19 protein-coding genes are annotated in these 22,253 nt (G+C 44.8%); 10 read left to right on the top strand and 9 right to left on the bottom strand.

What is annotated here, in order from left to right; translation table 11 throughout:
- Positions 1 to 7: 7 nt before the first annotated feature.
- The 3 genes from F7R24_RS04865 to F7R24_RS04855 all read right to left on the bottom strand — a co-directional run bounded on the left by F7R24_RS04865 (position 8) and on the right by F7R24_RS04855 (position 4,952).
- Positions 8 to 2,215, bottom strand: a complete 2,208-nt coding sequence (locus F7R24_RS04865; RefSeq protein WP_240775990.1) for a primosomal protein N' — start codon at positions 2,213 to 2,215, stop codon at positions 8 to 10.
- Between the two features lie 635 nt (positions 2,216 to 2,850).
- Entirely contained in the window at positions 2,851 to 4,551 is a 1,701-nt protein-coding gene (locus F7R24_RS04860) for a hypothetical protein (RefSeq protein WP_151670127.1), read from the bottom strand.
- A 44-nt stretch (positions 4,552 to 4,595) separates the two neighbouring features.
- Positions 4,596 to 4,952, bottom strand: a complete 357-nt coding sequence (locus F7R24_RS04855; RefSeq protein WP_151670126.1) for a hypothetical protein — start codon at positions 4,950 to 4,952, stop codon at positions 4,596 to 4,598.
- 228 nt (positions 4,953 to 5,180) lie between these two features.
- Between F7R24_RS04855 and F7R24_RS04850 the strand changes: the two genes are divergently transcribed.
- The 3 genes from F7R24_RS04850 (at position 5,181) to F7R24_RS04840 (ending at position 7,546) form a co-directional block, all read left to right on the top strand.
- On the top strand, positions 5,181 to 5,645 hold the full coding sequence (locus tag F7R24_RS04850; RefSeq protein ID WP_151670125.1) for a hypothetical protein: 465 nt from the start codon (positions 5,181 to 5,183) through the stop codon (positions 5,643 to 5,645).
- 234 nt (positions 5,646 to 5,879) lie between these two features.
- The gene (gene rpmE, locus F7R24_RS04845; protein WP_151670124.1) at positions 5,880 to 6,098 is read left to right on the top strand and encodes a 50S ribosomal protein L31; all 219 of its coding nucleotides are present in this window, start codon (positions 5,880 to 5,882) and stop codon (positions 6,096 to 6,098) included.
- 182 nt (positions 6,099 to 6,280) lie between these two features.
- Complete coding sequence (locus F7R24_RS04840) at positions 6,281 to 7,546, top strand: malic enzyme-like NAD(P)-binding protein (protein ID WP_151670123.1); 1,266 nt, start codon at positions 6,281 to 6,283, stop codon at positions 7,544 to 7,546.
- A 157-nt stretch (positions 7,547 to 7,703) separates the two neighbouring features.
- On the opposite strand, the gene uvrA is transcribed toward F7R24_RS04840, so the two are convergent.
- Positions 7,704 to 10,547 (bottom strand): excinuclease ABC subunit UvrA, encoded by a 2,844-nt coding sequence (uvrA, locus tag F7R24_RS04835; protein WP_151670122.1) that lies wholly within the window; start codon positions 10,545 to 10,547, stop codon positions 7,704 to 7,706.
- Between the two features lie 147 nt (positions 10,548 to 10,694).
- On the opposite strand from uvrA, the gene ssb reads away from it, so the two are divergent.
- Complete coding sequence (ssb, locus tag F7R24_RS04830) at positions 10,695 to 11,222, top strand: single-stranded DNA-binding protein (protein ID WP_151670121.1); 528 nt, start codon at positions 10,695 to 10,697, stop codon at positions 11,220 to 11,222.
- A gap of 104 nt (positions 11,223 to 11,326) precedes the next feature.
- On the opposite strand, the gene F7R24_RS04825 is transcribed toward ssb, so the two are convergent.
- Positions 11,327 to 13,177, bottom strand: coding sequence for an ABC transporter ATP-binding protein (locus tag F7R24_RS04825; RefSeq protein WP_151670120.1), 1,851 nt, complete (start codon positions 13,175 to 13,177; stop codon positions 11,327 to 11,329).
- 82 nt (positions 13,178 to 13,259) lie between these two features.
- Here F7R24_RS04825 and F7R24_RS04820 point away from each other — a divergent pair, with 82 nt between their 5' ends.
- The 5 genes from F7R24_RS04820 to rfbD all read left to right on the top strand — a co-directional run bounded on the left by F7R24_RS04820 (position 13,260) and on the right by rfbD (position 17,818).
- Positions 13,260 to 14,249 carry a TRAP transporter substrate-binding protein gene (locus F7R24_RS04820; RefSeq protein WP_151670119.1) on the top strand — a complete coding sequence of 330 codons (990 nt, stop codon included), beginning with the start codon at positions 13,260 to 13,262 and terminating at the stop codon, positions 14,247 to 14,249.
- A gap of 19 nt (positions 14,250 to 14,268) precedes the next feature.
- The gene (locus F7R24_RS04815) at positions 14,269 to 14,826 is read left to right on the top strand and encodes a TRAP transporter small permease (RefSeq protein ID WP_151670118.1); all 558 of its coding nucleotides are present in this window, start codon (positions 14,269 to 14,271) and stop codon (positions 14,824 to 14,826) included.
- Positions 14,820 to 16,082 (top strand): TRAP transporter large permease, encoded by a 1,263-nt coding sequence (locus F7R24_RS04810; RefSeq protein ID WP_151670117.1) that lies wholly within the window; start codon positions 14,820 to 14,822, stop codon positions 16,080 to 16,082. Before F7R24_RS04815 ends, F7R24_RS04810 begins: the two co-directional genes overlap by 7 nt.
- Before the next feature lie 108 nt (positions 16,083 to 16,190).
- Positions 16,191 to 16,874, top strand: a complete 684-nt coding sequence (locus F7R24_RS14885) for a methyl-accepting chemotaxis protein (RefSeq protein WP_151670116.1) — start codon at positions 16,191 to 16,193, stop codon at positions 16,872 to 16,874.
- A gap of 38 nt (positions 16,875 to 16,912) precedes the next feature.
- Positions 16,913 to 17,818, top strand: a complete 906-nt coding sequence (gene rfbD, locus F7R24_RS04800; protein WP_240775989.1) for a dTDP-4-dehydrorhamnose reductase — start codon at positions 16,913 to 16,915, stop codon at positions 17,816 to 17,818.
- Between the two features lie 13 nt (positions 17,819 to 17,831).
- Here rfbD and F7R24_RS04795 read toward each other — a convergent pair whose 3' ends face one another.
- From F7R24_RS04795 to F7R24_RS04780, 4 genes are all read right to left on the bottom strand, one after another.
- Positions 17,832 to 18,212 carry a SirB2 family protein gene (locus F7R24_RS04795; RefSeq protein WP_151670114.1) on the bottom strand — a complete coding sequence of 127 codons (381 nt, stop codon included), beginning with the start codon at positions 18,210 to 18,212 and terminating at the stop codon, positions 17,832 to 17,834.
- A 47-nt stretch (positions 18,213 to 18,259) separates the two neighbouring features.
- Positions 18,260 to 19,339 carry an META domain-containing protein gene (locus F7R24_RS04790; RefSeq protein ID WP_151670113.1) on the bottom strand — a complete coding sequence of 360 codons (1,080 nt, stop codon included), beginning with the start codon at positions 19,337 to 19,339 and terminating at the stop codon, positions 18,260 to 18,262.
- A gap of 85 nt (positions 19,340 to 19,424) precedes the next feature.
- The gene (locus tag F7R24_RS04785; RefSeq protein WP_151670112.1) at positions 19,425 to 20,741 is read right to left on the bottom strand and encodes an MFS transporter; all 1,317 of its coding nucleotides are present in this window, start codon (positions 20,739 to 20,741) and stop codon (positions 19,425 to 19,427) included.
- Positions 20,742 to 20,755: 14 nt separating this feature from the next.
- Complete coding sequence (locus F7R24_RS04780; protein ID WP_151670111.1) at positions 20,756 to 21,103, bottom strand: hypothetical protein; 348 nt, start codon at positions 21,101 to 21,103, stop codon at positions 20,756 to 20,758.
- Positions 21,104 to 21,241: 138 nt separating this feature from the next.
- On the opposite strand from F7R24_RS04780, the gene rarD reads away from it, so the two are divergent.
- Complete coding sequence (gene rarD, locus F7R24_RS04775) at positions 21,242 to 22,153, top strand: EamA family transporter RarD (RefSeq protein ID WP_151670110.1); 912 nt, start codon at positions 21,242 to 21,244, stop codon at positions 22,151 to 22,153.
- Positions 22,154 to 22,253 lie beyond the last annotated feature (100 nt).

The following is a 22,253-nucleotide window of genomic DNA, read 5'->3' as shown; positions in this document are numbered from 1 at the left end:
AATGAACTTAATAGCTATCTAAAGGATCGACATCGATCGACCAGCGAACTCGATTGCGCCCCGTATGTTGATTAAGGAAACCTAATACCTGTGTCAGCAATCGATGAAGATCTGCTCGTTGATGGCTATGTAAGAGTAATTGAGCACGATACATGCCAGCGCGCTTTTCCATTTGTGATGGGAAAGGTCCAGACCAGTGAGTACCTTGAGTGCGCAAAATTTGACTTTCCATCTGCTGACGAATATCCATTAAAAAAGCTTCCGCTCGTCCTGATTGGGCAGCCTCCGCACGAACAAGGGCATGAGCACTAAAAGGGGGCAAATGAGCTGCCGATCGCATTTGAAGTTCTGAATCGGCAAACGCTCCATAACCTTCTCGGATCAGTGCATTCAACATCGGGTGTTCTGGATGACGGGTTTGTAAGACGACCTCTCCTGGATGATCTGCTCGACCTGCTCTTCCGGCAACTTGGAGAATGAGTTGGGCTGTTTTTTCCATACCCCGGAAATCAGCACTAAAAAGACCGCTATCTGCATCTAAAACGGCCACTAAGGTTACCATGGGAAAATGATGCCCTTTTGCTAACATCTGCGTACCCACCATAATGCAGGGCTTGCCTGTGTGGATCTGCTCCATTAAATGTTTCATCGCATCTTTGCGAGAAGTACTGTCACGATCAATACGTAGTACCGGGATTTTTGGGAAATGATGCGCCAAAAAATCCTCTGTTCTTTCCGTGCCAGCGCCCGAAGGTCGTAAATCTTCACTGCCACACTGATGACAGGCTTTGGGGATAGGTGTTTGTCTATCACAGTGATGGCAGTGCATATGGGGTGGAGATCGATGCAGCGTCATGCGTGCATCACAGCGAGTACATTCATTTACAGCGCCACACTGATGACAGATCAGTGAGGGTGAAAAACCGCGACGGTTTAAGAAGATAAGAACTTGAGTATTGTTCTTTAGATGTTTGTCTATCCGTTGCAGCAAGCTATCGGATAAGCCTGAATGTAAGTTTTCGCCACGAATATCCATCAATTCAAAAGTAGGTGGTTTGGCATTACCTGCACGTTGTGTCAGTGTTAAGTGTTGGTAACGGCCAGTTCTCGCGTTGTGAAGGCTTTCTAGAGAAGGTGTGGCGCTCCCTAACAGCAATGGAATGTTTTCTTTACGTGCTCTAAGTACCGCTAAATCTCTGGCGGAATAACGAAAACCATCCTGTTGTTTAAAAGACAGGTCATGTTCTTCATCAATAATAATCAATCCAGGATTGCGCATCGGTGTAAAAATGGCTGATCGGGTACCAATTAAAATACGTGCAGTGCCTTGACGAGCCATCAGCCAAGCATCTAGTCGTTGTCGATCATTAAGGCCTGAATGCAACGCCATGATGGGTACTTGGAAGCGACTTTTAAACCGCACCAGTGTTTGAGGTGTTAGTCCGATTTCAGGCACTAGTACTAAGGCTTGTTTGCCCTGACTCAATACCTGTTGAATCGCTTGAAGATAGACTTCGGTTTTACCAGAGCCTGTCACACCCTCCAATAATAGCGTGTTAAAACCAGCTTTCTGTTGAATTCGTTGAACGGTTTGTTGTTGCTCAGTATTGAGCGTCAGGGGTGCTTCGCGAAGCAAATCTCCTGTTTCATGATCGTTGGCATGAATAGGAGTGGGCTGGTGTGTAAAGGACTCAGCTAACCCTTTATCCTGAAGCGTTTTGAGCAAATTAACGGGTAAGGACTCCACTCGCATCAGGTCAGTGCTGACGCCATCAGGATTGCGTAGCAGTAATTCAAGCACTTCTCGTTGGCGTACAGCGGTTTTCGAAAGAGTGCTGATGTCGGCTCCCGAGGTTGCGCGCCATAACGTAGAATGAGCAAATTCAGCCGCTTCACCTTTTCTTAATAAAGTGGGTAATGCTTGATTCAAGGCCTCGCCTAAAGGGTAAAAATAGTAATTGGCTGCCCACTGAGCCAAGTAGAACTGTATCTCATCTAAAGCGGGCTGTTGATCGAGTACGTCAAGGGCATATTTTAATTTATCTATTGGATAGTCTGAGTCCGCAGCGCATTCCACTAAAACACCAATCATTTCGCGGTTTCCGAAAGGCACGCGCACGCGACAACCGATACGTGGTTGTATTCTCAAGCCCTTAGGCAGGCGATAATCAAACAGCTTAAATAGCGGTGTTGGCAATGCCACTCTTAGAATCACAAGATGTCTCGATCTGATCTGTAAAAGCTAACAGTCTAGTCACTTTTAATTGGTGATAAAATACACCGTTATTTAGTAGATACTCAATAAAAAGTCTATTGTGTACTAAGTTATAGCAAAAAGTATTGCAAATCAATTCAGTTTGAAATCGTGAATAATTATGCTGAAGTGGTTTTTGAAAATTCAATGCACGTACGTAGTGTTATGGTATTTGGTCGCTTGTCGCCATATTTCCAAGTGGGGTCTTAAGCGATTTTTTATTTCGCATCTGTAAAAAACTGATTCATCCGATGAATCTTGCTTTTTAGTAGCTATTGATAACGGTAACGAATTGATTGTGAACCTGATATTGCTGCTATCATGAAGTCAGTTTCTAATAGTGTAAGCAATCAAAAGTTTTATGTGATTTTTGCTGGCCTCATGATCACGGTAATTGGTATACCAATAGCATTTGTGTATTTAGTTTGGATATGGATTATCAGATCAATAAAATTAAATAGTCTATATACAAAAGCCGTAAAAAGAATATCTAGCAGGCCTGAAATATTTTAAATTTTACTTAAGTTGTTCTTCAGAGCCCGCTAGTTAAGTCAAAGTAGAGAGCAATAGATGTTATCTCTACTTTGACAGTAATTCTATTCAGACCACCCAGTCATTCGCTGAATAGGTCTGGCATAACGTTCCAGAATAGGCTGTGTTCTGACGGTCCAGTCAATTAACCAAGCGGCATGCGGCTGAATTTGTGACGTTCGCTCAATCAGTGCCTTGTAAGGCTTGCTTTCGGTTACTTCACTGTTAGCCGCATAGGGAACAGTCACCACAAGCAGCATAAACACACCAATAATAGAAAACTTAATTAAGTGTTCGGCTAGTTTACTGGCTATATGATGGTTGCCACTAAACATGTACGTGACAATCGTGGCGATCATGCTCATGGCATTCACAAAAATCATCATCAGGGAAAGCGATAGTGCGATAGCGGGAACCCATAATGCTTTAACGTATTGCGATCCTGTCCTTGAATTGGACGATTCTTGTATGTTTTTAAGACGAACGTTCATCGAGTCAAGGGTGTTGTAGACTAAATTGCCTCGGGTTAATCTGCTGAAATCGTTGAACTGAAGTCCCCATGGAACAAGACCTTCCGCATCTAGTCGGATGACCGCACCACGGTTAGTGGTAGAAAATAGCTTATCTAGTCCACCGCTAACACCACGATACAAAAACATTTCCATGCTCGGAGATACTTTCGTTAAATGATAGTAAAGATGGATATTCAAAAACGGTGACTGAAGAAACTGCTGCCGGCTTTGATTGGGCTTTACATTATCTTCACTTCTCAAATTACGATCGAAGATAAATTGTGAGCCTTCTTTTCTAAGCTCTCGGTTCATTGCTTCCCTAATTTTATCAGGGGTAACCATTTGAGGTAGCATTTTGTTAATGAAATCGTTTCGATCACGCAAGTTGAACCGCCCAGGGCCTCTTAATCCTGTGGCTGATCTAATATTTTGGTCGATTTGATTATAAACACGCTGATTAGCATATCCTTGACGATTGACTCTGACGTTACTTCTGTTGACGCCAGATATCACACTATCGTACATCTCACTTGCTTTTTTTCGAGCCTCTGTACGAACCGTTCTGTCTACTTCGACATAAAGATCGGCAAGCTTTCCACGACTATTGGACAGTTCGACATAGGCATTATAAGCACTACGGACATACTTCTCATGTTCACGCTCAGCGATGGTAGTAATGTAGGCATTTCGATTTCTATGCAATCGTTGTCTAAATTCGGTTGATGAGTACACCAGTGGACCAAAGAGGGTTAGTACGGTTTTCGTCTCGGTTGAATCTAAATTGTTATTTAGAAACTCCATGCCATCAATACTGATAGCATTATTCGCAATACCTTGTTTAACGGCCATCAGTAAGTAAGCGTCGCTTCGATCCTGAGCGGATCGTGATTCGCTGTACATTTCGATAGCCATGTTCTGGAGATGGTAAAATGCGTAAGTCATTGCAAGGAGGAACATCCCCAGTAGTGCATAGTTAACCTCGCCGTATGAACCTTTCTTTTTGAGCTGCCGCTTAAATAAAAAACGACAAATAACCAAACCCAGTCCAAACGAGCTTAATGTTCTACCAATGACTTCAATTCGATCTACTTCGTCACTACTGCCGCCACCACCGGCTACATCGAGCAGTGAGATGTTAAACGCTATCTCTGCAAGTAGATAAACCGTTATTAATCCGATATACATCTTAAAGAGTGAAGAGGGCGCTCTGCCCAGGGTTTTGGCTTTTTCAGCGTTCCTATTTGATGTGGTCATGCTACATTCCTTAAGCAAAGCGCTTGATGTATTCAAATGTTCAATTAGTGGACCCGAATTCTAACCGGTTCACTGCTTACATCGATCTCTTCCACTGTCCGTAGCATTGGCTCATCTCTTATCGGTGATGGTGCTGGTGCAGTTGTACGTGTGGTGGTGGGGCGCGTTGCAGTCGTTGAGACTCGCTGAGTTTGAGTGGGCTGCGTTTGTTGTTTAGGTTGTTCGGTTACAATGGGTCTAGTTTGCGCAGGGGAGGGATCTTGTTGTCGTTGTTCAGAAGGCACGAAAACAGGTTGTCCTTGCTGGCCTAATTGCCTAACAGGTAGTTGCTGCATACAGCCGGTCAGCAATAACGATCCAACGATAGCGAAAGGGAAAAAACAGCTCTTAGTAATGTTCATTTGCATGTCCTTATTACTTATATTTGAGATATAAAGTCCAATTTTACCAAAACCTAGATTCTTGTTATTAAGTCTTCTGTGGTGTTGATGGTAGTTTGATTGATTATTTTCTTCATGTACATGAAAAAAATCAACTTAATTTATATTTAATGTTTCATTTTTTCTGTGTTGGTGATATATTTTTCTCGTTGCTGCTGCGTCATTGGAATATTTTAAAAAGGAGTTATTATGTCTCAAAACTCGTTCAAGTCTCATATCCTTCCTGCTGTAATACAGTCCCTAATAATTGCGATCGTTCGTCTTTTCACTATACCTTGGCATATTTGGTACGGTGCAATGCTTCGACTCTCTGAAAAAAGAACTGCGCCTAAAAGTGATAGTGAAAAATCTTCAGAGTTTCCTGTTTTTGAGTGGTTCAAGTCATTATGGGATGCCACTATTTTCTTGGCTTGGTTTGTTTCTATTCTTATCGCAATAGGTACTTTTTTAAGCATAGTTAGCTGGTCGTTCATGGGTGCTATATCAGCCGCTATTGGGGTTCTTATTTCTGGATATTTCTCAGTTATATTGATGTCTTTAGCCAAAGAAACTCTGATTTTGGTTTTATCTATTGCGCTGAATGTAGAACAAATTTCAAAGTCAAAAGGTCAACCTAATCCTTCAAGCAATGATGGTTCGGTAGTACCCAACTAGCATTTTTTAGACGTAGCAGTTAACAAATGCACTTAGAGTAGGAATAGTTTCTGCTCATACTCACGTAATGGATTGTGTCACTTTTATCTTGAGTGTATAATCCTCGCCCTTATTTAAAGACACGGGTGGGTCAGCCTTTTATATCGCTGAATCCTGTCCAATCCTTGTTAGTGCGGTGCTTAGCAAACAGATTGACTAAGTGGCGGCACACACATAACTCCCATGAGGTTTATAATGAAAGCTGGTATCCATCCTAACTACACAGACATTACTATTACCTGTTCTTGCGGTAACGTAATGGAAACTAAATCCACGCTAGGTCAGAGCAGCATGCTGGTCGACGTATGCAGTAGCTGCCACCCGTTCTACACTGGTAAGCAGAAAGAAGCGACTTCTGGTGGTCGTGTGGATCGCTTCAACAAGCGCTTTGGTGCTCGTTCACTTAAGAAGTAAAACGACTCTGCGCAATGTGACAGATTCTGCAAAAAGCATCCTTCGGGTGCTTTTTGTTTTTTCAGCCCCAAGGCTGTGCAAAGAATGGTGCATTTGCACCGTAAAAGGGCGGTTGTCGTATGCATGACTTTTGGTTATGATGCAAGGCCGTTTAACTACAACCTTAGTTGGAATCTGCAACCATGTCTCAAGATTTTAAGCAAGCGGCTCTTGATTACCATGAGTTCCCCCGTCCGGGTAAAATCAGCATTGAGCTCTCAACGTCTGCCGAGACGTCAAGAGATCTCTCTCTGGCCTATTCTCCAGGTGTGGCGGAGCCGGTACGCGAGATCGCCAAAGATCCTGATGCGGCCTATCGTTACACAGCGAAAGGTAATCTGGTTGCCGTTATTTCTAACGGGACTGCCATTTTAGGTCTGGGTGATCTTGGACCTTTGGCGTCAAAACCTGTCATGGAAGGCAAGGCACTGCTGTTTAAGCGTTTCGCTAATATTGATTCGATCGATATTGAAGTCGACGCTGAAAGCCCACAGGCGTTCATTGATACGGTTGCCCGTATTGCTGAAACCTTTGGCGGCATCAACCTAGAAGACATTAAAGCGCCTGAATGCTTTGAAATAGAGCGTACGCTGATTGAGCGTTGCAATATTCCTGTATTCCATGACGATCAACACGGTACTGCGATTGTAACCGCAGCCGGTATGATCAACGCGCTTGAGCTTGCTGGCAAAACGCTAGAAGAAGCTCAAATCGTCTGCTTAGGTGCAGGTGCTGCAGCCAGTGCATGCATGAAGTTGCTCATTAACATGGGCGCGAAAGTCGAGAATGTCTATATGATCGACCGTAAGGGTGTGATCCACTCTGGTCGTGATGACCTGACCGCCGAAAAAGCGGCGTTCGCTACTGAAACAGATAAACGTACTCTGGATGATGCCATCGAGGGTGCAGACGTTTTCCTAGGTCTGTCTGGTCCAGACCTGCTGTCACCTGAACAGCTATTGAAAATGGCAGATAACCCTGTTGTTTTCGCCTGCGCCAACCCTGATCCTGAAATTCGTCCGGAAGTTGCCAATGCGACTCGTTCTGACGTGATCATGGCGACAGGTCGTTCTGACTTCCCCAACCAGGTTAACAATGTACTAGGCTTCCCATTCATCTTCCGTGGAGCACTTGATGTTCGTGCATCTGCTATTAATGAAGAGATGAAAGCCGCAGCAGTAAAAGCACTTGCGGGTTTAACTCGTGAACCGGTTACTGAAGAAGTACTGACAGCCTATGGTTTACAGTCCCTGGAATTCGGCCGTGATTACATTCTGCCTAAAGCGACTGACTCTCGTTTGCTAGGTCGCATCTCTTATGCGGTGGCTCAAGCAGCGATTGACAGTGGTGTGGCGCGTTTACCGATGCCAGATCATTATCCAATTCGTAGCCAAGCTGAGCTGGATTAATTCCTTCAGCTTAAGAATTAGATAACAAAAAAAGCCGCTAAGGATTATCTTTAGCGGCTTTTTTGTTTGTATGGATGCACGTGAAGGGTGTCTTCTAGATTTTTTAGTAACTTAGCAGTTAAACCTGACTGCTAAGTTTATTAACCTTCTAAGGTGATTAAGCCTTCTGATGCTTTAACAGCAAAGGCTTTAAGAATCGACCGGTATGTGATCGTTCAACTTCCGCTACTTCCTCCGGTGTTCCCGTTGCAATAATCTCACCGCCACCCGTACCTCCTTCAGGGCCAAGATCGACAATCCAGTCAGCAGTTTTGATCACGTCCAAATTGTGCTCTATCACCACAATGGTATTGCCGTGATCACGCAATCGGTTTAGTACGTTCAATAGTTGTTGAATATCAAAAAAGTGCAAACCTGTTGTCGGCTCATCCAGAATATACAGTGTTTTTCCGGTATCCCGTTTAGACAATTCTCTTGAAAGCTTGACGCGCTGTGCTTCACCGCCTGAAAGGGTAGTGGCGCTTTGCCCTAAGCGAATATAGCTGAGTCCGACATCAATCAGAGTTTGTAGTTTGCGTGCTAGCGCAGGGATCGCATCGAAGAACTCACGGGCATCTTCAACGGTCATGCTGAGCACTTCATCAATGCTTTTGCCTTTATAGCGAACTTCCAAGGTTTCACGGTTGTAACGTTTACCATGACAGACATCACAAGGCACGAAGACATCAGGTAAAAAGTGCATTTCTACCTTAATCACACCATCACCCTGACAAGCTTCACAGCGTCCACCTTTAACGTTAAAGCTAAAGCGACCGGGTTTATAACCACGTGAACGAGCTTCCTGAGTTCCAGCAAAGAGTTCCCGAATAGGTGTGAAGATGCCGGTATAGGTCGCTGGGTTAGAGCGGGGCGTACGTCCAATAGGGCTTTGATCTATATCGATTACTTTATCGAAATGATCAATACCTTCAATATGGCTGTATTCAGCCGCTTCTAGGGTGGTGGCATGATTCAATTCGGTTGCGGCAATCGGATAAAGCGTTGCGTTGATCAAGGTTGATTTGCCAGAACCCGACACCCCCGTGATACAGGTCATTAAACCCACGGGGATCTCGAGCGTAACATTTTTAAGGTTATTACCCACAGCACCACTGAGTTTCAGGAGCTTGGTTGGATCGACTGGATGGCGTTTTTGGGGTACTTCTATACAGCGGACCCCCGAGAGATATTGTCCGGTGATGGAGGCAGGATTATCCATCACTTCCTGCGGTGTACCAGAGGCAATCACACGTCCACCATGAACTCCGGCACCGGGTCCGATATCGATCACATGATCCGCCATGCGAACCGCATCTTCGTCATGTTCAACGACGATAACAGTGTTACCAAGATCACGGAGATGGCGAAGTGTTTCTAGCAGGCGATCATTATCACGTTGGTGTAAGCCGATAGACGGTTCATCGAGGATATACATAACGCCTACTAATCCCGCACCTATCTGGCTTGCCAGACGAATACGCTGCGCTTCACCACCGGATAGCGTTTCGGCACTGCGTTCTAGGGATAAATAATCTAAGCCGACATTGACCAAAAAAGATAAGCGCTGGCGAATTTCTTTTAGAATTTTTTCGGCAATCTCACCCTGTTTACCTGTTAAAGAGAGTTGGTCATAGTAGGCTTTCGCTTCACCGATGGGCATTCTCACAATTTCAGGCAGGGTTCGCTCATCAATATAGACATGGCGAGCTTCGCGGCGTAAGCGTGTGCCATGGCAAGAAGGACAAGGCTGCATGTTTAGGTACTTTGCCAGATCTTCACGCACCATATCTGACTCGGTTTCTTTGTAGCGGCGCTCTAGGTTGTTCAACACACCTTCAAACGGATGGTGCTTGCTGACTTTAGTGCCACGATCATTGGTATAAGTGAATTCGATATTCTCGTTATCACTACCCTTGAGGATCACCTTTTGATGTTCAAGGCTGATATCCCTGAAAGGCGTATCCATGTTAAAACCATAGTGATCAGCGACCGCTTTTAATTGTTGGAAGTAATACAGACTACGACGATCCCAACCGCGAATAGCTCCTTCTGAAAGGGTCAGCGAAGGATCATGAACCACTTTTACGGGATCAAAATACTGTTTTACCCCTAAACCATCGCAAGTGGGACAGGCGCCATGGGGGTTGTTGAACGAGAACATGCGCGGTTCTTGTTCCTGAATACTGTGACCGCAGACAGGGCAGGCGAAACGGGCAGAAAAGATTAGATCTTCTTTTCCTTCTTCCTCATCCATCCAAGCAACACGGGCTATACCGTCGGTCAGATTTAAGGCCGTTTCAAAAGATTCGGATAAACGTAGCTGAAGATCATCACGCACTTTGAAACGGTCAATAACCACTTCAATGGTGTGCTTCTTATTCTTGTCCAGCGCTGGCGCACTGTCCAAATCAACAATAATGCCGTTGATACGAGCACGGACAAAACCTTGCGATCTCAGTTCACTGATCGTATGTAAGTGCTCACCTTTTTTCCCCTGTGCTACCGGTGCTAATAGCATCAGCTTGCTGCCTTCAGGTAAAGCTAAGACTTGATCAACCATTTGCGAGACAGTTTGAGCAGCCAGTGGTAAGTCATGATCGGGACAGCGTGGTTCACCTGCGCGAGCGTAAAGAAGACGCAGGTAGTCGTAAATCTCGGTAATGGTACCTACGGTAGAGCGAGGGTTGTGTGACGTTGATTTCTGTTCAATCGAGATAGCGGGGGACAAACCCTCGATATGATCGACATCCGGTTTTTCCATCATTGATAAAAACTGTCGAGCATAGGTCGACAGGGATTCAACATAACGACGTTGCCCCTCAGCATAGAGAGTATCAAACGCCAGCGATGACTTACCGGAGCCTGACAAGCCGGTGATGACGATGAGCTTGTCTCGGGGAATCTCTAGGTCGATATTTTTCAGGTTGTGGGTACGTGCGCCCCTGACCAGTATTTTATCCATTACCGCGCTGACTCCAGTGCAAAAACGAGTATTATAAGCCTTTAGCTGTTCAGCCTAAACCTAAGCTTGTGTTATTCTCTTATTTCTACGCAAAGTTGGGCGCAGGGAGCACCCGCTGAAAAAATATATGAAGATCTGGAGAACAACATGGCACGCGGCATTAACAAAGTGATTCTAGTCGGCAACTTGGGTCAAGACCCGGAAGTTAAATACATGCCCTCTGGAAATGCAGTGACGAATATCACTCTGGCAACCAGCGATACATGGAAAGATAAGCAGACCGGCCAGCCTCAAGAACGTACTGAGTGGCACCGTGTCGTTTTCTTCAATCGCTTGGCAGAAATTGCCGGTGAATACCTACGCAAAGGCTCAAAAGTCTATGTCGAAGGTTCGCTACGTACTCGTAAATGGCAAGATCAAGGCGGACAAGACCGCTACACCACAGAAATCGTCGCTAGCGAAATGCAGATGCTAGATGGCCGTGGTGGCGACAGCAATATGGGTAGTCAAGGTGGATATGCTGGCAATCAAGACCCCATGGGTTATGGTCAGCCTCCAGCACAGCAAGCGCGTCCTGCTGCGGCTCCACAATCTCGCCCACAAAATCAGCCACCGCAGCAGCAACCACAGCCTGCCGCTGGATTTGATGATTTTGATGATGACATACCATTTTAGTGAGTAGTATCTCTAAGATGTAATGCAGAAGGCGGAATTTCCGCCTTCTTCTATTTTAATCATCGGTTTACATGATTGGTTAACGGTTACAAGACAACCTTTTACTACTCTATGTCTTCAGCTAGAAATCCACCCGATTGTCTTGCCCACAAAGCTGCATAAATACCTTTATGATTCAGTAGTTCTGTATGATTTCCGGATTCAACTATTTCACCTTTATCCATTACCACTAATCGATCCATGGCGGCAATGGTCGATAGTCGATGAGCGATCGCGATCACGGTTTTACCTTCCATCAAGCGATAGAGATTTTCTTGAATCGCTGATTCAACCTCAGAATCTAACGCTGATGTTGCTTCATCTAAAATCAAGATAGGCGCATCTTTCAGAATGACTCGAGCGATGGCGATACGTTGGCGTTGACCCCCAGAGAGTTTAACGCCACGTTCGCCGACTTGGGCATCATAGCCAGTCCGACCTTGAGAGTCGCGTAGCTCTAAAATAAAGTCATGTGCCTTAGCTCGTTTAGCCGCTTGAATAATTTCCTCTTCGCTGGCGTTGGGTCGGCCATAGGCAATATTTTCTCGAACCGAACGATGCAGCAAAGAGGTATCTTGGCTAACCATGCCGATGGCTGCACGTAAAGACTCTTGTTGAACGTCGCTGATCGATTGATGATCAATACTGATTTGGCCTTTTTCTAAATCATAGAAGCGTAGTAACAAATTCACTAGAGTCGATTTACCTGCACCAGAGCGACCGACTAAACCGACCTTTTCACCTGCTTTAATAGACAAAGATAAATCTTCGATTACCCCTGAACCTTGTCCATAATGAAAGCTGATATGGTCAAACTGAATCTGTCCCTGATTGGCAATCAATACCGGTGCATTAGGTTTATCTTGAACATTTTGAGGAACTGAGATTGAATCTATACCATCACGAACCGTGCCAATGTTTTCAAATAACGAGGAAACTTCCCACATTATCCATTGCGACATACCTGATAAGCGCAGTACTAAGCCCAGTGCAACTGCCAGTGCGCCAATATTGATGAGTTCTTCCAGCCATAGCCAGATACTCAGTGCTGAAACGGTCAGTAACAACAAAGAGTTCAATATATACAAACAGGTATTAAAAATGGTCACCAAACGCATCTGCTGATGAACGGTCTCTAAGAAGTTATCCATTCCTTCACGAGCATAATCTGACTCGCGTTTGGCGTGAGAAAAGAGTTTCACGGTTTGAATATTGGTGTAGGCATCAACAACACGACCGGTCATGATCGAGCGCGCATTCGCTTGAAGCTGGGATACCTTACCCATCAATGGCACGAAATAGCGAAGCATCACAATATAGCTAGCTAACCACACTAGCAAAGGGATCATTAAGCGCAGGTCAGCACTACCCATGATGATCAGGGTGCCAATAAAATAGACACTGACATAATTCAAGACATCGATCAGTTTGATCACACATTCTCTAACCGATAGCGCCGTTTGCATCAGCTTAGTGGCAATTCGTCCTGCAAACTCTTCTTGATAATAATGCATTGATTGCTTTAGTAAATAACGATGAATATTCCATCGTATTCGCATCGGGTAAGTACCCATGAGTACTTGAAAGTTCAGCAAAGAATGCAGTAAAACTAATAAAGGAAGAGTAATGATCACCAAAGCCATTCCCAATAGTTTCCAGCCTTCTGTTTGCAAGAAGGTCGAGCGGTCTTGCTCTGCTAGCCAGTTGACCAGATTTCCCATAAAGCTAAACAGCCAGACCTCTACGACGGCAACACAGGCCATCATCAGCGCAGAAACTAACAGCCAGGGCCAAATATCACGTGAAAAATGCACGCAAAAAGCGATGACTCCTTTTGGAGGTTGTGTGGGTTCTTCAGGCGGGAAAGGGGAAATCCGTTGTTCGAACCATGTAAACAGCTTAGTTGACTTGATCATCTCTAACATATTGGTTTAAAAGTGTGGTTAAATTCAGACAATACGAAACATTCACGCTGATCTGCATTTTTAGGAGTTGATTATGATTTCGCTGCGTAAATTGCTGGCGACTGCCAGTGTCGCGTCTTGTTTGACCCTGTTATCGCTTCCTGCCATGTCGCAGGATTTTCGCTTAGGTTTGATTACGCCACCGTCCCATCATTGGACTCAAGCCGCTCAATCATTTGCTGAAACTCTGAATCAACAGTCCGAAGGTCGGCATAGTGTATCAGTATTTCCTGCAGCACAGCTTGGAAATGAAGCACAAATGGTTCAGCAGTTACAAACGGGTGCGCTGGATATGGCCTTTCTGACGGTCGCTGAAGTATCAAACCGAGTTCCTGAGTTTGGTGCGTGGTATGCTCCTTATCTAGTAGACAATATTGATGAAGCAGCAGCTTTGTTGAAATCTGAAGCAGCCGAGTCGATGTTTGAGTTGCTGCCACAACAGGCAGGTTTGATAGGAATCGGTTATGGTATGGCCGGTATGCGTCAAATGATGGCCCGTACGACGTTGAATACTCCCGCAGACTTGTCGGGTTTGAAAGTTCGAATTACTCCTTTCGATCCCATCCGAGATTTCTATGCGGCACTGAATACAGCACCAACACCTTTACCATTACCGGCTGTCTATGATGCCTTAGCGAATCGTCAAATCGATGCAATCGATATGGATTTTGATTCGATCCTAATCTTCCGTTTCTATGAACGCGCAGAAAATATGATGATCTCCAATCATATGATGTTCCCAATGGTTGGTGTGGTATCCGCACGTGTGTGGCGAAATCTTTCAGCCGATGATCAAGCCATGATTACTGATTTGATGAAAGCAGAACTAGATCAGGTAATCGAGACCTTCAGACTGCAAGAAGCTGAGCAGGAAGCGGAACTCAGAAGTTTGAATATCACCATTACTGAAGCAGATCGCGACGATTTTGCTGACAGTGTCGCTCAATGGGAAGCCATCTGGTCTGAAAAGAGTAGCAGTCTAGGTAAGCTTCGCGAAGCCGTTGAACAGATACGTCAACCTTGATAGCTGACGTTCTTTTTTGATGTTGCGAAGGTTATCGGCAGGTATTTCTTGGTTTGAGTGCTGGCTGGCTGCAGGGCTGGCCGGCTTACTTACGCTGTTAATTTTAGTCAATGTCATCACCCGAGCGCTGAGTATGCCGATTTATTGGGTTGATGAGTTGGCTATTTTTTGTATGGTATGGATGACGTTTTTGGCGACCACGGTAGTCATAAAACGTCGCCAAACACTATCGGTGACCTTGGTTCTGGATTTGTTGCCTACAACACCAAAAAAATGGTTAATACTTTTCAGTGATTTGATGGTTCTGTTGTTTGCCGGACTGTTAATTTACTTTTGTTTATTGTGGTTTCAACCCATTACGCTAATTAAATCTAGTTTTGAATTCAGTGCATTTCAGATGGAAACCTTCAATTTCATCTATTCCGAATCTACCAATACCCTCGGGGTTAAAAAGTTTTGGGTCTGGTTGATTATGCCATGGGTCGCTTTATCGTTGGTTTTGCATGCGTCTGTTAATCTCTGGGATAGCACAACGGACCTGTTAACGGCTAAGCGGCAGGGATCACACGAATGCTAGCTGCTGTATTCTTCATTTTATTATTCGCTGCAGTCCCTATTGCGTTGGTGCTTGCTCTATCCGCTGCTTTTTACATGGCGACATCGGGCAATTCAGTCCTATTTGCTTCGTATACGCAGCAATTATTTTCCTCCATTGAAAATTATGGCCTTTTAGCGATTCCTTTGTTCATGTTAGCCGGAGAGTTGATGAATGAAGGTGGGCTAACACGACGTTTAATCAATATGGCCAGAATTTTGGTGGGAGGCTTTCGCGGTGGGATGGCCTATATCAACTTAGTGGCGAATATGATGATGGCGGCGATTATGGGATCAGCTGCTTCGCAAATTGCGATCATGTCCCGTGCGATGGTTCCAGAAATGGAAAAAGAGGGGTATAGCCGTCCCTTTGCTTCAGCAATTACGGCAGCAGGTGGATTGCTATCGCCGATTATTCCACCATCCATGTTGTTTGTTCTTTTTGGTGTATTGGCACAAGTGCCTATCGCCGATATGTTTATAGCAGGTATCATTCCAGGTTTAATTCTATCCTTTCTCTTTTTTATCACTATCGCCCTGCTAGGTTTAGTGCATGAGTATCCACGAGGTCGTTGGTTAAGTTTTGCAGAAGCTTGGCAGGCACTACTGATGGGTTTGCCTGCGCTGGGTATACCGGTGTTGATCATCGGGGGCATACTGACAGGCGCAGTGACACCGACAGAATCTGCGGCACTGGCATCCTTAGGTGCATTGCTGGTGGGTCGATTTATCTATAAAGAATTTAGCTTTTCTCAGTTACCGGAAGTGCTAAAGCGAACTGCGCTGAATTCAGGTATGGTAATTATTCTGATCTCTGCTGCGGGTGTGTTTGGCTGGGTGTTGGTCTACGAGCATATACCTCAAAATGCAGCGGCGTGGATTGTTCAGCAAACCTCTGATCCCTTTATATTTTTATTGATGGTTATTGCTGCGCTGTTGCTCGTAGGCATGGTATTGGATGGTATTGCTGCGTTGATTTTAGTGGTGCCGATTCTGCTTCCTGTCGCACAGACTGAATTTGGAATTAGTGCCTATCAATTTGGCGTCGTCGTATGTCTAACCCTAGTGATGGGCTTACTAACACCACCGGTGGGTGCGGGTTTGTTTATCAGCTCAGCGATGACGGGTGAATCACCGATGCGAGTATTCAAGGCATTAATTCCCTTTTTATTGATGACCTTGCTGACATTAGTGTTATTGAGTTGGCAGCCACAACTGGTTTTGCTGTTACTGCCTTAATTCTTAATGCTTTTGCTTTACATTTGTTCAACAACGTGCAAAAAATAGAGTTAATGTGCAGTTGCGTGATTTCCCCACTTGCTCAGGTATTTAAACTGCGAGGAATAGATGAATCAACTAGATGGAGACAGGGGCGAAGATACTAAGGCGATCTACGACAGTATCACCAGTCGCATGAACGGTTTTCTATATCGTTGCCGCAATGATGAGCACTACACCATGCTGGTGATGTCTGGGCGTGTTGAAAGAGTCACTGGCTATGCATTGAATGATCTGCTCGGTAATCGCAAAGCATCTTATGTTTCGCTTATTCATCCAGACGATGTTGCAGCAGTTGATGCAGCAGTAGAAGCGGGTATTCAAGCGAAAAAGAATTGGGATGTTGATTACCGTATTCGTATGGCATCGGGTGCGATTCAATGGGTCAATGAACATGGTGGCGCCGTATTTGATGCTCAGGGCGAGTTGAATTATCTTGAGGGCGTGGTGGTTGATGTTTCCAAGCGCAAAGAGGAAGAAAATCAGCGAACTTCAAACTTGAAGCAAGTTGCTGACGTCAGTGGAAACATCATTCAAGAAACCCAAAAAATTCTCTATATGCTTAAATCCTTGCGCTTACTTAGCTTAAACGCCAGTATTGAAGCAGCGCGAGCTGGTGAAGCAGGGCGAGGTTTTGCGGTTGTTGCCGAGCACGTAAAGGAGTTGGCTGAAAATACAGGCCAATCTGCTGAGCTAATTAATAGGCTGATTGGCGAGTTAGAACGCCAATTAGATGCAGAAAATAAACGTTAAAAGTCGATTTTTTTATTTGTTGAATCGGAGATCTGTCGTTGCAGTTTGACCCCGTCAAAATATTAATCACTGGTGCCGATGGACAATCGGGATCTGCGATCGCACGTACCGCTGAATTAGATAGTTTCTTTGAAGTGATTCCGCTGAATCGTAAGCAGTTGGATGTCACTCAGCCTGACAAAATTGTTGCTGCTTTGGATAGGTATCTACCTGACTATGTGATTAACTGCGCTGGGTTGAACTCTGCTGATCGGGCAGAAAGAGAGCCGCATAAGGCAATGCTGCTCAATGCGGAAGCTGCGAAAAATATTGCTGCAGCCTGCGGCGATCTCTCGATACCTATGATTCAACTCTCCACAGACTATGTATTCGACGGACATTATGCCAGTGGATATACCGAAGTAGATGAAACCCGTCCACTGGGCGCTTATGGTGAAAGCAAGCTACAGGGTGAACTCAATGTTCAGCAGTTTATGCCTAGGCATATCATTATAAGAACCAGTTGGTTGTTCAGTGATCGAGGCAACAACTTCATGTTGCGTACCTTAGAAGAAGCTCGAGAAAATAACCTAATGTATGGTGTCGATGATCGACGAGGCTGTCCTACCTCTGCATTTGATTTGGCAAGAGTGGTGATAGCGGTGATCAAACAACTCAGTTGTGGCGCTGAAGCATGGGGAGTCTATCATTACTGCGGTGCTGAAGTGACTACGCGCTATGGGTTTTGTGAAGCCGTCATTGCAGCCGCAAGACAATATGAAGATTTAAAAGTCGACGAAATTAAACCGGTTGCAGCAAAAGACTTTGTTACTGAAGCAGAACGTCCGTCAACGTCTGTATTGAAGTGCAACAAGATTTTGAATGTATTTGGTATCAGGCAGCGCCCTTGGCGTAGTGAACTGCAACGATTAATTCGTGAGTACTACGGCCAAGTGCGCTATTAAATTGCGAGTAGTTTTAGAAAAGCCCTAACGTTGGTGTGCGACGAACGGCAACCATAGCAATATAAGCCAGTGTTGTACCAGCGAGCACCACACCGACTAAACGCGTTGGCAGCGTGGGTGCGGTTTTAAAGGCATAGACTGAAAAACCAATATAGGCCACTAGTGCAATAATCTTAGCTAACACCCAACCAACATGGAGTGGGTTCATTTGCATCACGACCAAAAGTGCAATCGCCGATAAAATTAATAAACCATCCACCGCGTGAGCGGTTATCTTCAACCAACGTTTACGAACCCCTGCCGGCCACACTAGAACAAATACCGCTCTAACAAGGAAGATAAGCACGGTAAGTGCTACGAGGGTTAAGTGAAGATGTTTAAACGCCATATACATAAAGCTGTGTTTCCATTGCTAAGTTAATAAAAGGTAAGTTAATAAAATTATTGATCGAAGGGTTTACGTTCAAATGAAGCTAAACGATTCATATTTACGTCATACCACGTCCAGTGCTGTCCTTCCAAACTGCTATAGACCGTTTCTTCTAAAAGCTGTAAAAAGCGTGACTCTATTTCTGCAGCATCTTGGCAGAACATACGAGTGCTGGCGATAGCTCCAAAGCTGAGATGATCACCTTCTAGCTGAATAGGGCCAGCCATGACATTACAGCCACTGTGCCCCGATAGTTGCTGCCCGCTGAAACGAACGTAAGGACGTACTAACATTTCTTCTAAATCTGAAGGAAAAAAGCCATCTAGCTCGACGATATCCCATTCGTGGTGTTCTAGCTCAGCAATTGGGCTGCCACAGGTAGTCGCTGGAAGAAGGCGCTTTAGATCTGTAAAGCGTAAATGGTGACGTGCAGGTCCCTCTTCAGGAGTTTCCCAAGTTAAAGTCACGTCGGCTAGGGTATGTAAATAACTTCCTCCAACAGTGCTAGAGGCAAGATAGGCGCGTTCGACTTCAAGCCATTCAGGCGACATGACGATGGGAAAACGCAAGCCTGTTTGGCATTCAACAAAAGTGGGAGCGTCAGCCATATAGGTCAGCATTCCATCAATCTCTTTTTTCACTTGAGTTGGCTGCCAGCCTTTGGGATCGAGAGTGTAATTCAGTTGCGACACGATGGGGTTGCCGAGAGTGTCTGCTTGTAACCAACCACCGGCTTCATTCGCAAAGTAGATCAGTTTGTCTTCCTTGGTATGGTGAAGCATTAAACGATCACCCTCTATTTCCCATAAACCGATTCGACTGAAGGTGCTATCAGGGCGATCTTGATACGTTTGGGTAAGAAAGTAAGTTCCATTAGCAAGAAGATCAAGTTGAGTTTCAATGCCTGGGCAGTTTGCACAGGGTAAAATACCAAAATAACTTTGGTTGCCACTGATACTGGTCGTTCCAGAGGTGCGAACCGCTTCTTGCCCTATTTCTTGAGTGGCATCTGGAGCGGTACTGCTGCAACCCGTCATCAGTATCGCAGCTAAAATACAACTTGAAAGACTATATCGAAGCGTTGGAGGCATGTGTTGATTCCTTGATTAATGATCCATAGATGCATAATTATGTTATGCAAAACTATAACGCTATGAAGCTGAATTCACCAGCAACTTAGGCAGATACCTCGACCCAGCGAAGACTTAAAAGCGCGCCAGCTAACCCAGCGATCCCCAAAATGATTAATGTACCTTGAATTGAAACAAGCGCAGTCAACGCGCCGATAGCGCCGGTTAATAACAGTAATGCACCAATCACCGAGTTACTGACCGCAACATAGTCAGTCCGTTGATTACCTGATGCCATATCCACCAAATAGGTTTTTCTTCCTAAGCGTATCCCTGAGTGAGCCACACCGAGTCCAAAAAATGCAGCTAGATACAAAGGCATTAAGGCAGTCGTAGCGATAGGTATCCATGAAATTAACGCCACCAGAATGGATAAGCCGCCTGCAAGAGCACAAGCGAGCGCAAACACCTGACGACTGGATCTATCTGCCCAGCGGCCCCAAATAGGCGAACTTAACAAACCAGCCAGTCCTTCTACCGCTATAAAAAGCCCGAGCAAACTGATTGCACTGCCCAGATCATCTCGAGCTAAAGCAATATAAAAAGGTGCGGCAAGTCCCGAGCCCATCGCTAAGGCTCTGGCGATGACAAATAAACGAAAAGGCTTATCTTCTTTGAGTAAACTTAGCTTTCCCATCGCATGAGCTAAGCCGTTAGCTCCACCTTCTGTCGCACCCGGTAACTCGATAATGCGGCTAAACCACCAAGCAGCGGCGAACCAACAAAGTCCCGCAAACAGTAACAAACTGGTATACAACCAAATTGAAGCATCTGGTGATAGTTGACTTAACAAAAGTCCAACAGTTAAAGCAACCAATCCAGAAATGGCGCTGATCCAACCTGATAAGCGCCCTCGACGAGTTTTAGGAACGGTTTTACCTTGAACATCTTTAAAGGCAACCGAACAAGCGCCTCGAGCAAGGCTGAATAAGATTAGCAATGAAATAATGACAATGCCACTCAGGGTGCCCTCAAAAGCTAAGGCAGCAAATCCCATTAGCATCAAACATAGCCCCTGCAACGTGCCGCCAATCACCCAGATCCATTTGCGTACGGCTTGCTTTCTTACCCAAGCACCGATCAGCATTTGAGGCAACATTGAACCTGATTCACGAATAGGAACCAACAAACTAAGCATCCATGCAGGAGCGCCTAGTTGCAGTAGCAGCCAAGGGAGGGTTGTTTTTGCGCTAGCGAGTTTATCGGCTAAATTGCTAAAAGTGTTTGATATTAGGGTGTAGATAAAGTTTTCGGGGGCAGCGTTACAAGCTTCTTCTGGAATATCCTTACAGACTCTTCCTTCATCATCTTCGGCTAGACGTTCATATAGATTTTCAACCCAGTCAGACTGTTTATGTACCATGCATCACTCTTCATTTATCGACGTAGAGAAACAGTGGTAACTCGTTGATCATCATATTGTTTAGCGCAAAATTCTTGTTCATCACCACCGCTATAGTGCACTTTAACATTAAATCCCATGCCTGGGTCATGATTCAACAGCACTAATCTCTCTTCCCCTGGGGCTAGTCTCAGTAATAACAGGTCAGATTGACCATTGGCGTTACCAAAATTTAACTGCAATGAGTCGATCATAACGTTGTCATCATTTTTGAAAGTGACATACATGCCAGTATCAGGTTGGCTGTTCATGTAAAAAACACCTGCACCTAAAATAAGTCCGATGAGAAGTGCAGGGAGCCAAGTTTTGAGATGTGATTTCATAGCAGCTATCTTTAGTCAGTGTCTAGAAGCCAGTATAAAGCTTTACTAATATAAAAAAACCTATCGAGCTATAAATGTTATTGAGCTGAAATTTACATGACGACAGGTTAAGCTCTGCGATTAACTTAGGAGAATGTAATGCAGGGTCTATTAATGGCACTGGCAGCCTATATTTTATGGGGCTGCTTTCCGCTATTTTTCAATTTGTTATCACACGTTCCCTCTATCGAAGTATTAGCTAACCGTATTATCTGGTCGATGGTGGCGACACTTTTAGTGATCCTTGCTTTAGGTAAGCGAGATACGTTATTTGCGTTGCTTAAAAACGCGCAGTTGATGAAATGGCTAGCCTTAACGTCGTTATTGATTTCGGCAAATTGGTTGATCTTTATCTGGGCTGTTGCTCAGCATCGCGTTATGGAAGCCAGCTTAGGCTACTACATGACGCCGTTAGTAAGCTTGTTGTTGGCGAGAATATTACTTAAGGAATCCTTGCATCCGTTGCAAGCGATTGCAGGTGCTTTGGCTGCCATTGCGGTATTTTGGGAGTTGTATAGTTTAGGAAGCTTGCCCTGGGTGTCTTTAACCCTAGCGATAACCTTTGGTTTTTATGGTTTGGTGCGTAAACGTTATCCGGTGGATGGCTTATCCGGTTTAACTGTAGAGACTTTGTTGATATTTCCCATCGCCATGGCCTGGTTGCTTTGGCAGTTTTGGAGTCCAGCACACAATTTATTGTTTGGCGAAAACGTGAATACGACATTGTTGCTGATGGCATCGGGTATTGTCACTGCGGTACCGTTGTTACTTTTTGCGGCGGCAGCGAAACGCTTAGATTTATCAGTCGTTGGCTTTATTATGTATATCAACCCTACCATGCAATTTTTAATTGCGGTATTGATCTTTAAAGAGGACTTTCCCCCACAGCGATTAGTGACGTTTGTGATTATCTGGACAGCACTGGTGTTGTTTATGTGGGGAATGTGGCAATCTCGACAAAAATCGAAAAAAGCTGAAGAGCAGATTGAAGAGCAGCTAGGCTCTTCATAGCGGTATGGAAGTCGAGTGACAACGTGATAAAAATCGAATATATTAGAGTTATCTTAACTAGTGGTTTCTAGGAACTATTATTTTTAGAAACTATTACTTT

The organism is Nitrincola schmidtii (assembly GCF_008973715.1).
GTDB classification, from domain to species: Bacteria; Pseudomonadota; Gammaproteobacteria; order Pseudomonadales; family Balneatricaceae; genus Nitrincola; species Nitrincola schmidtii.
The sequence above is the reverse complement of the archived record's forward strand: the minus strand, read 5'-3'. Positions and strand labels throughout refer to the sequence as shown.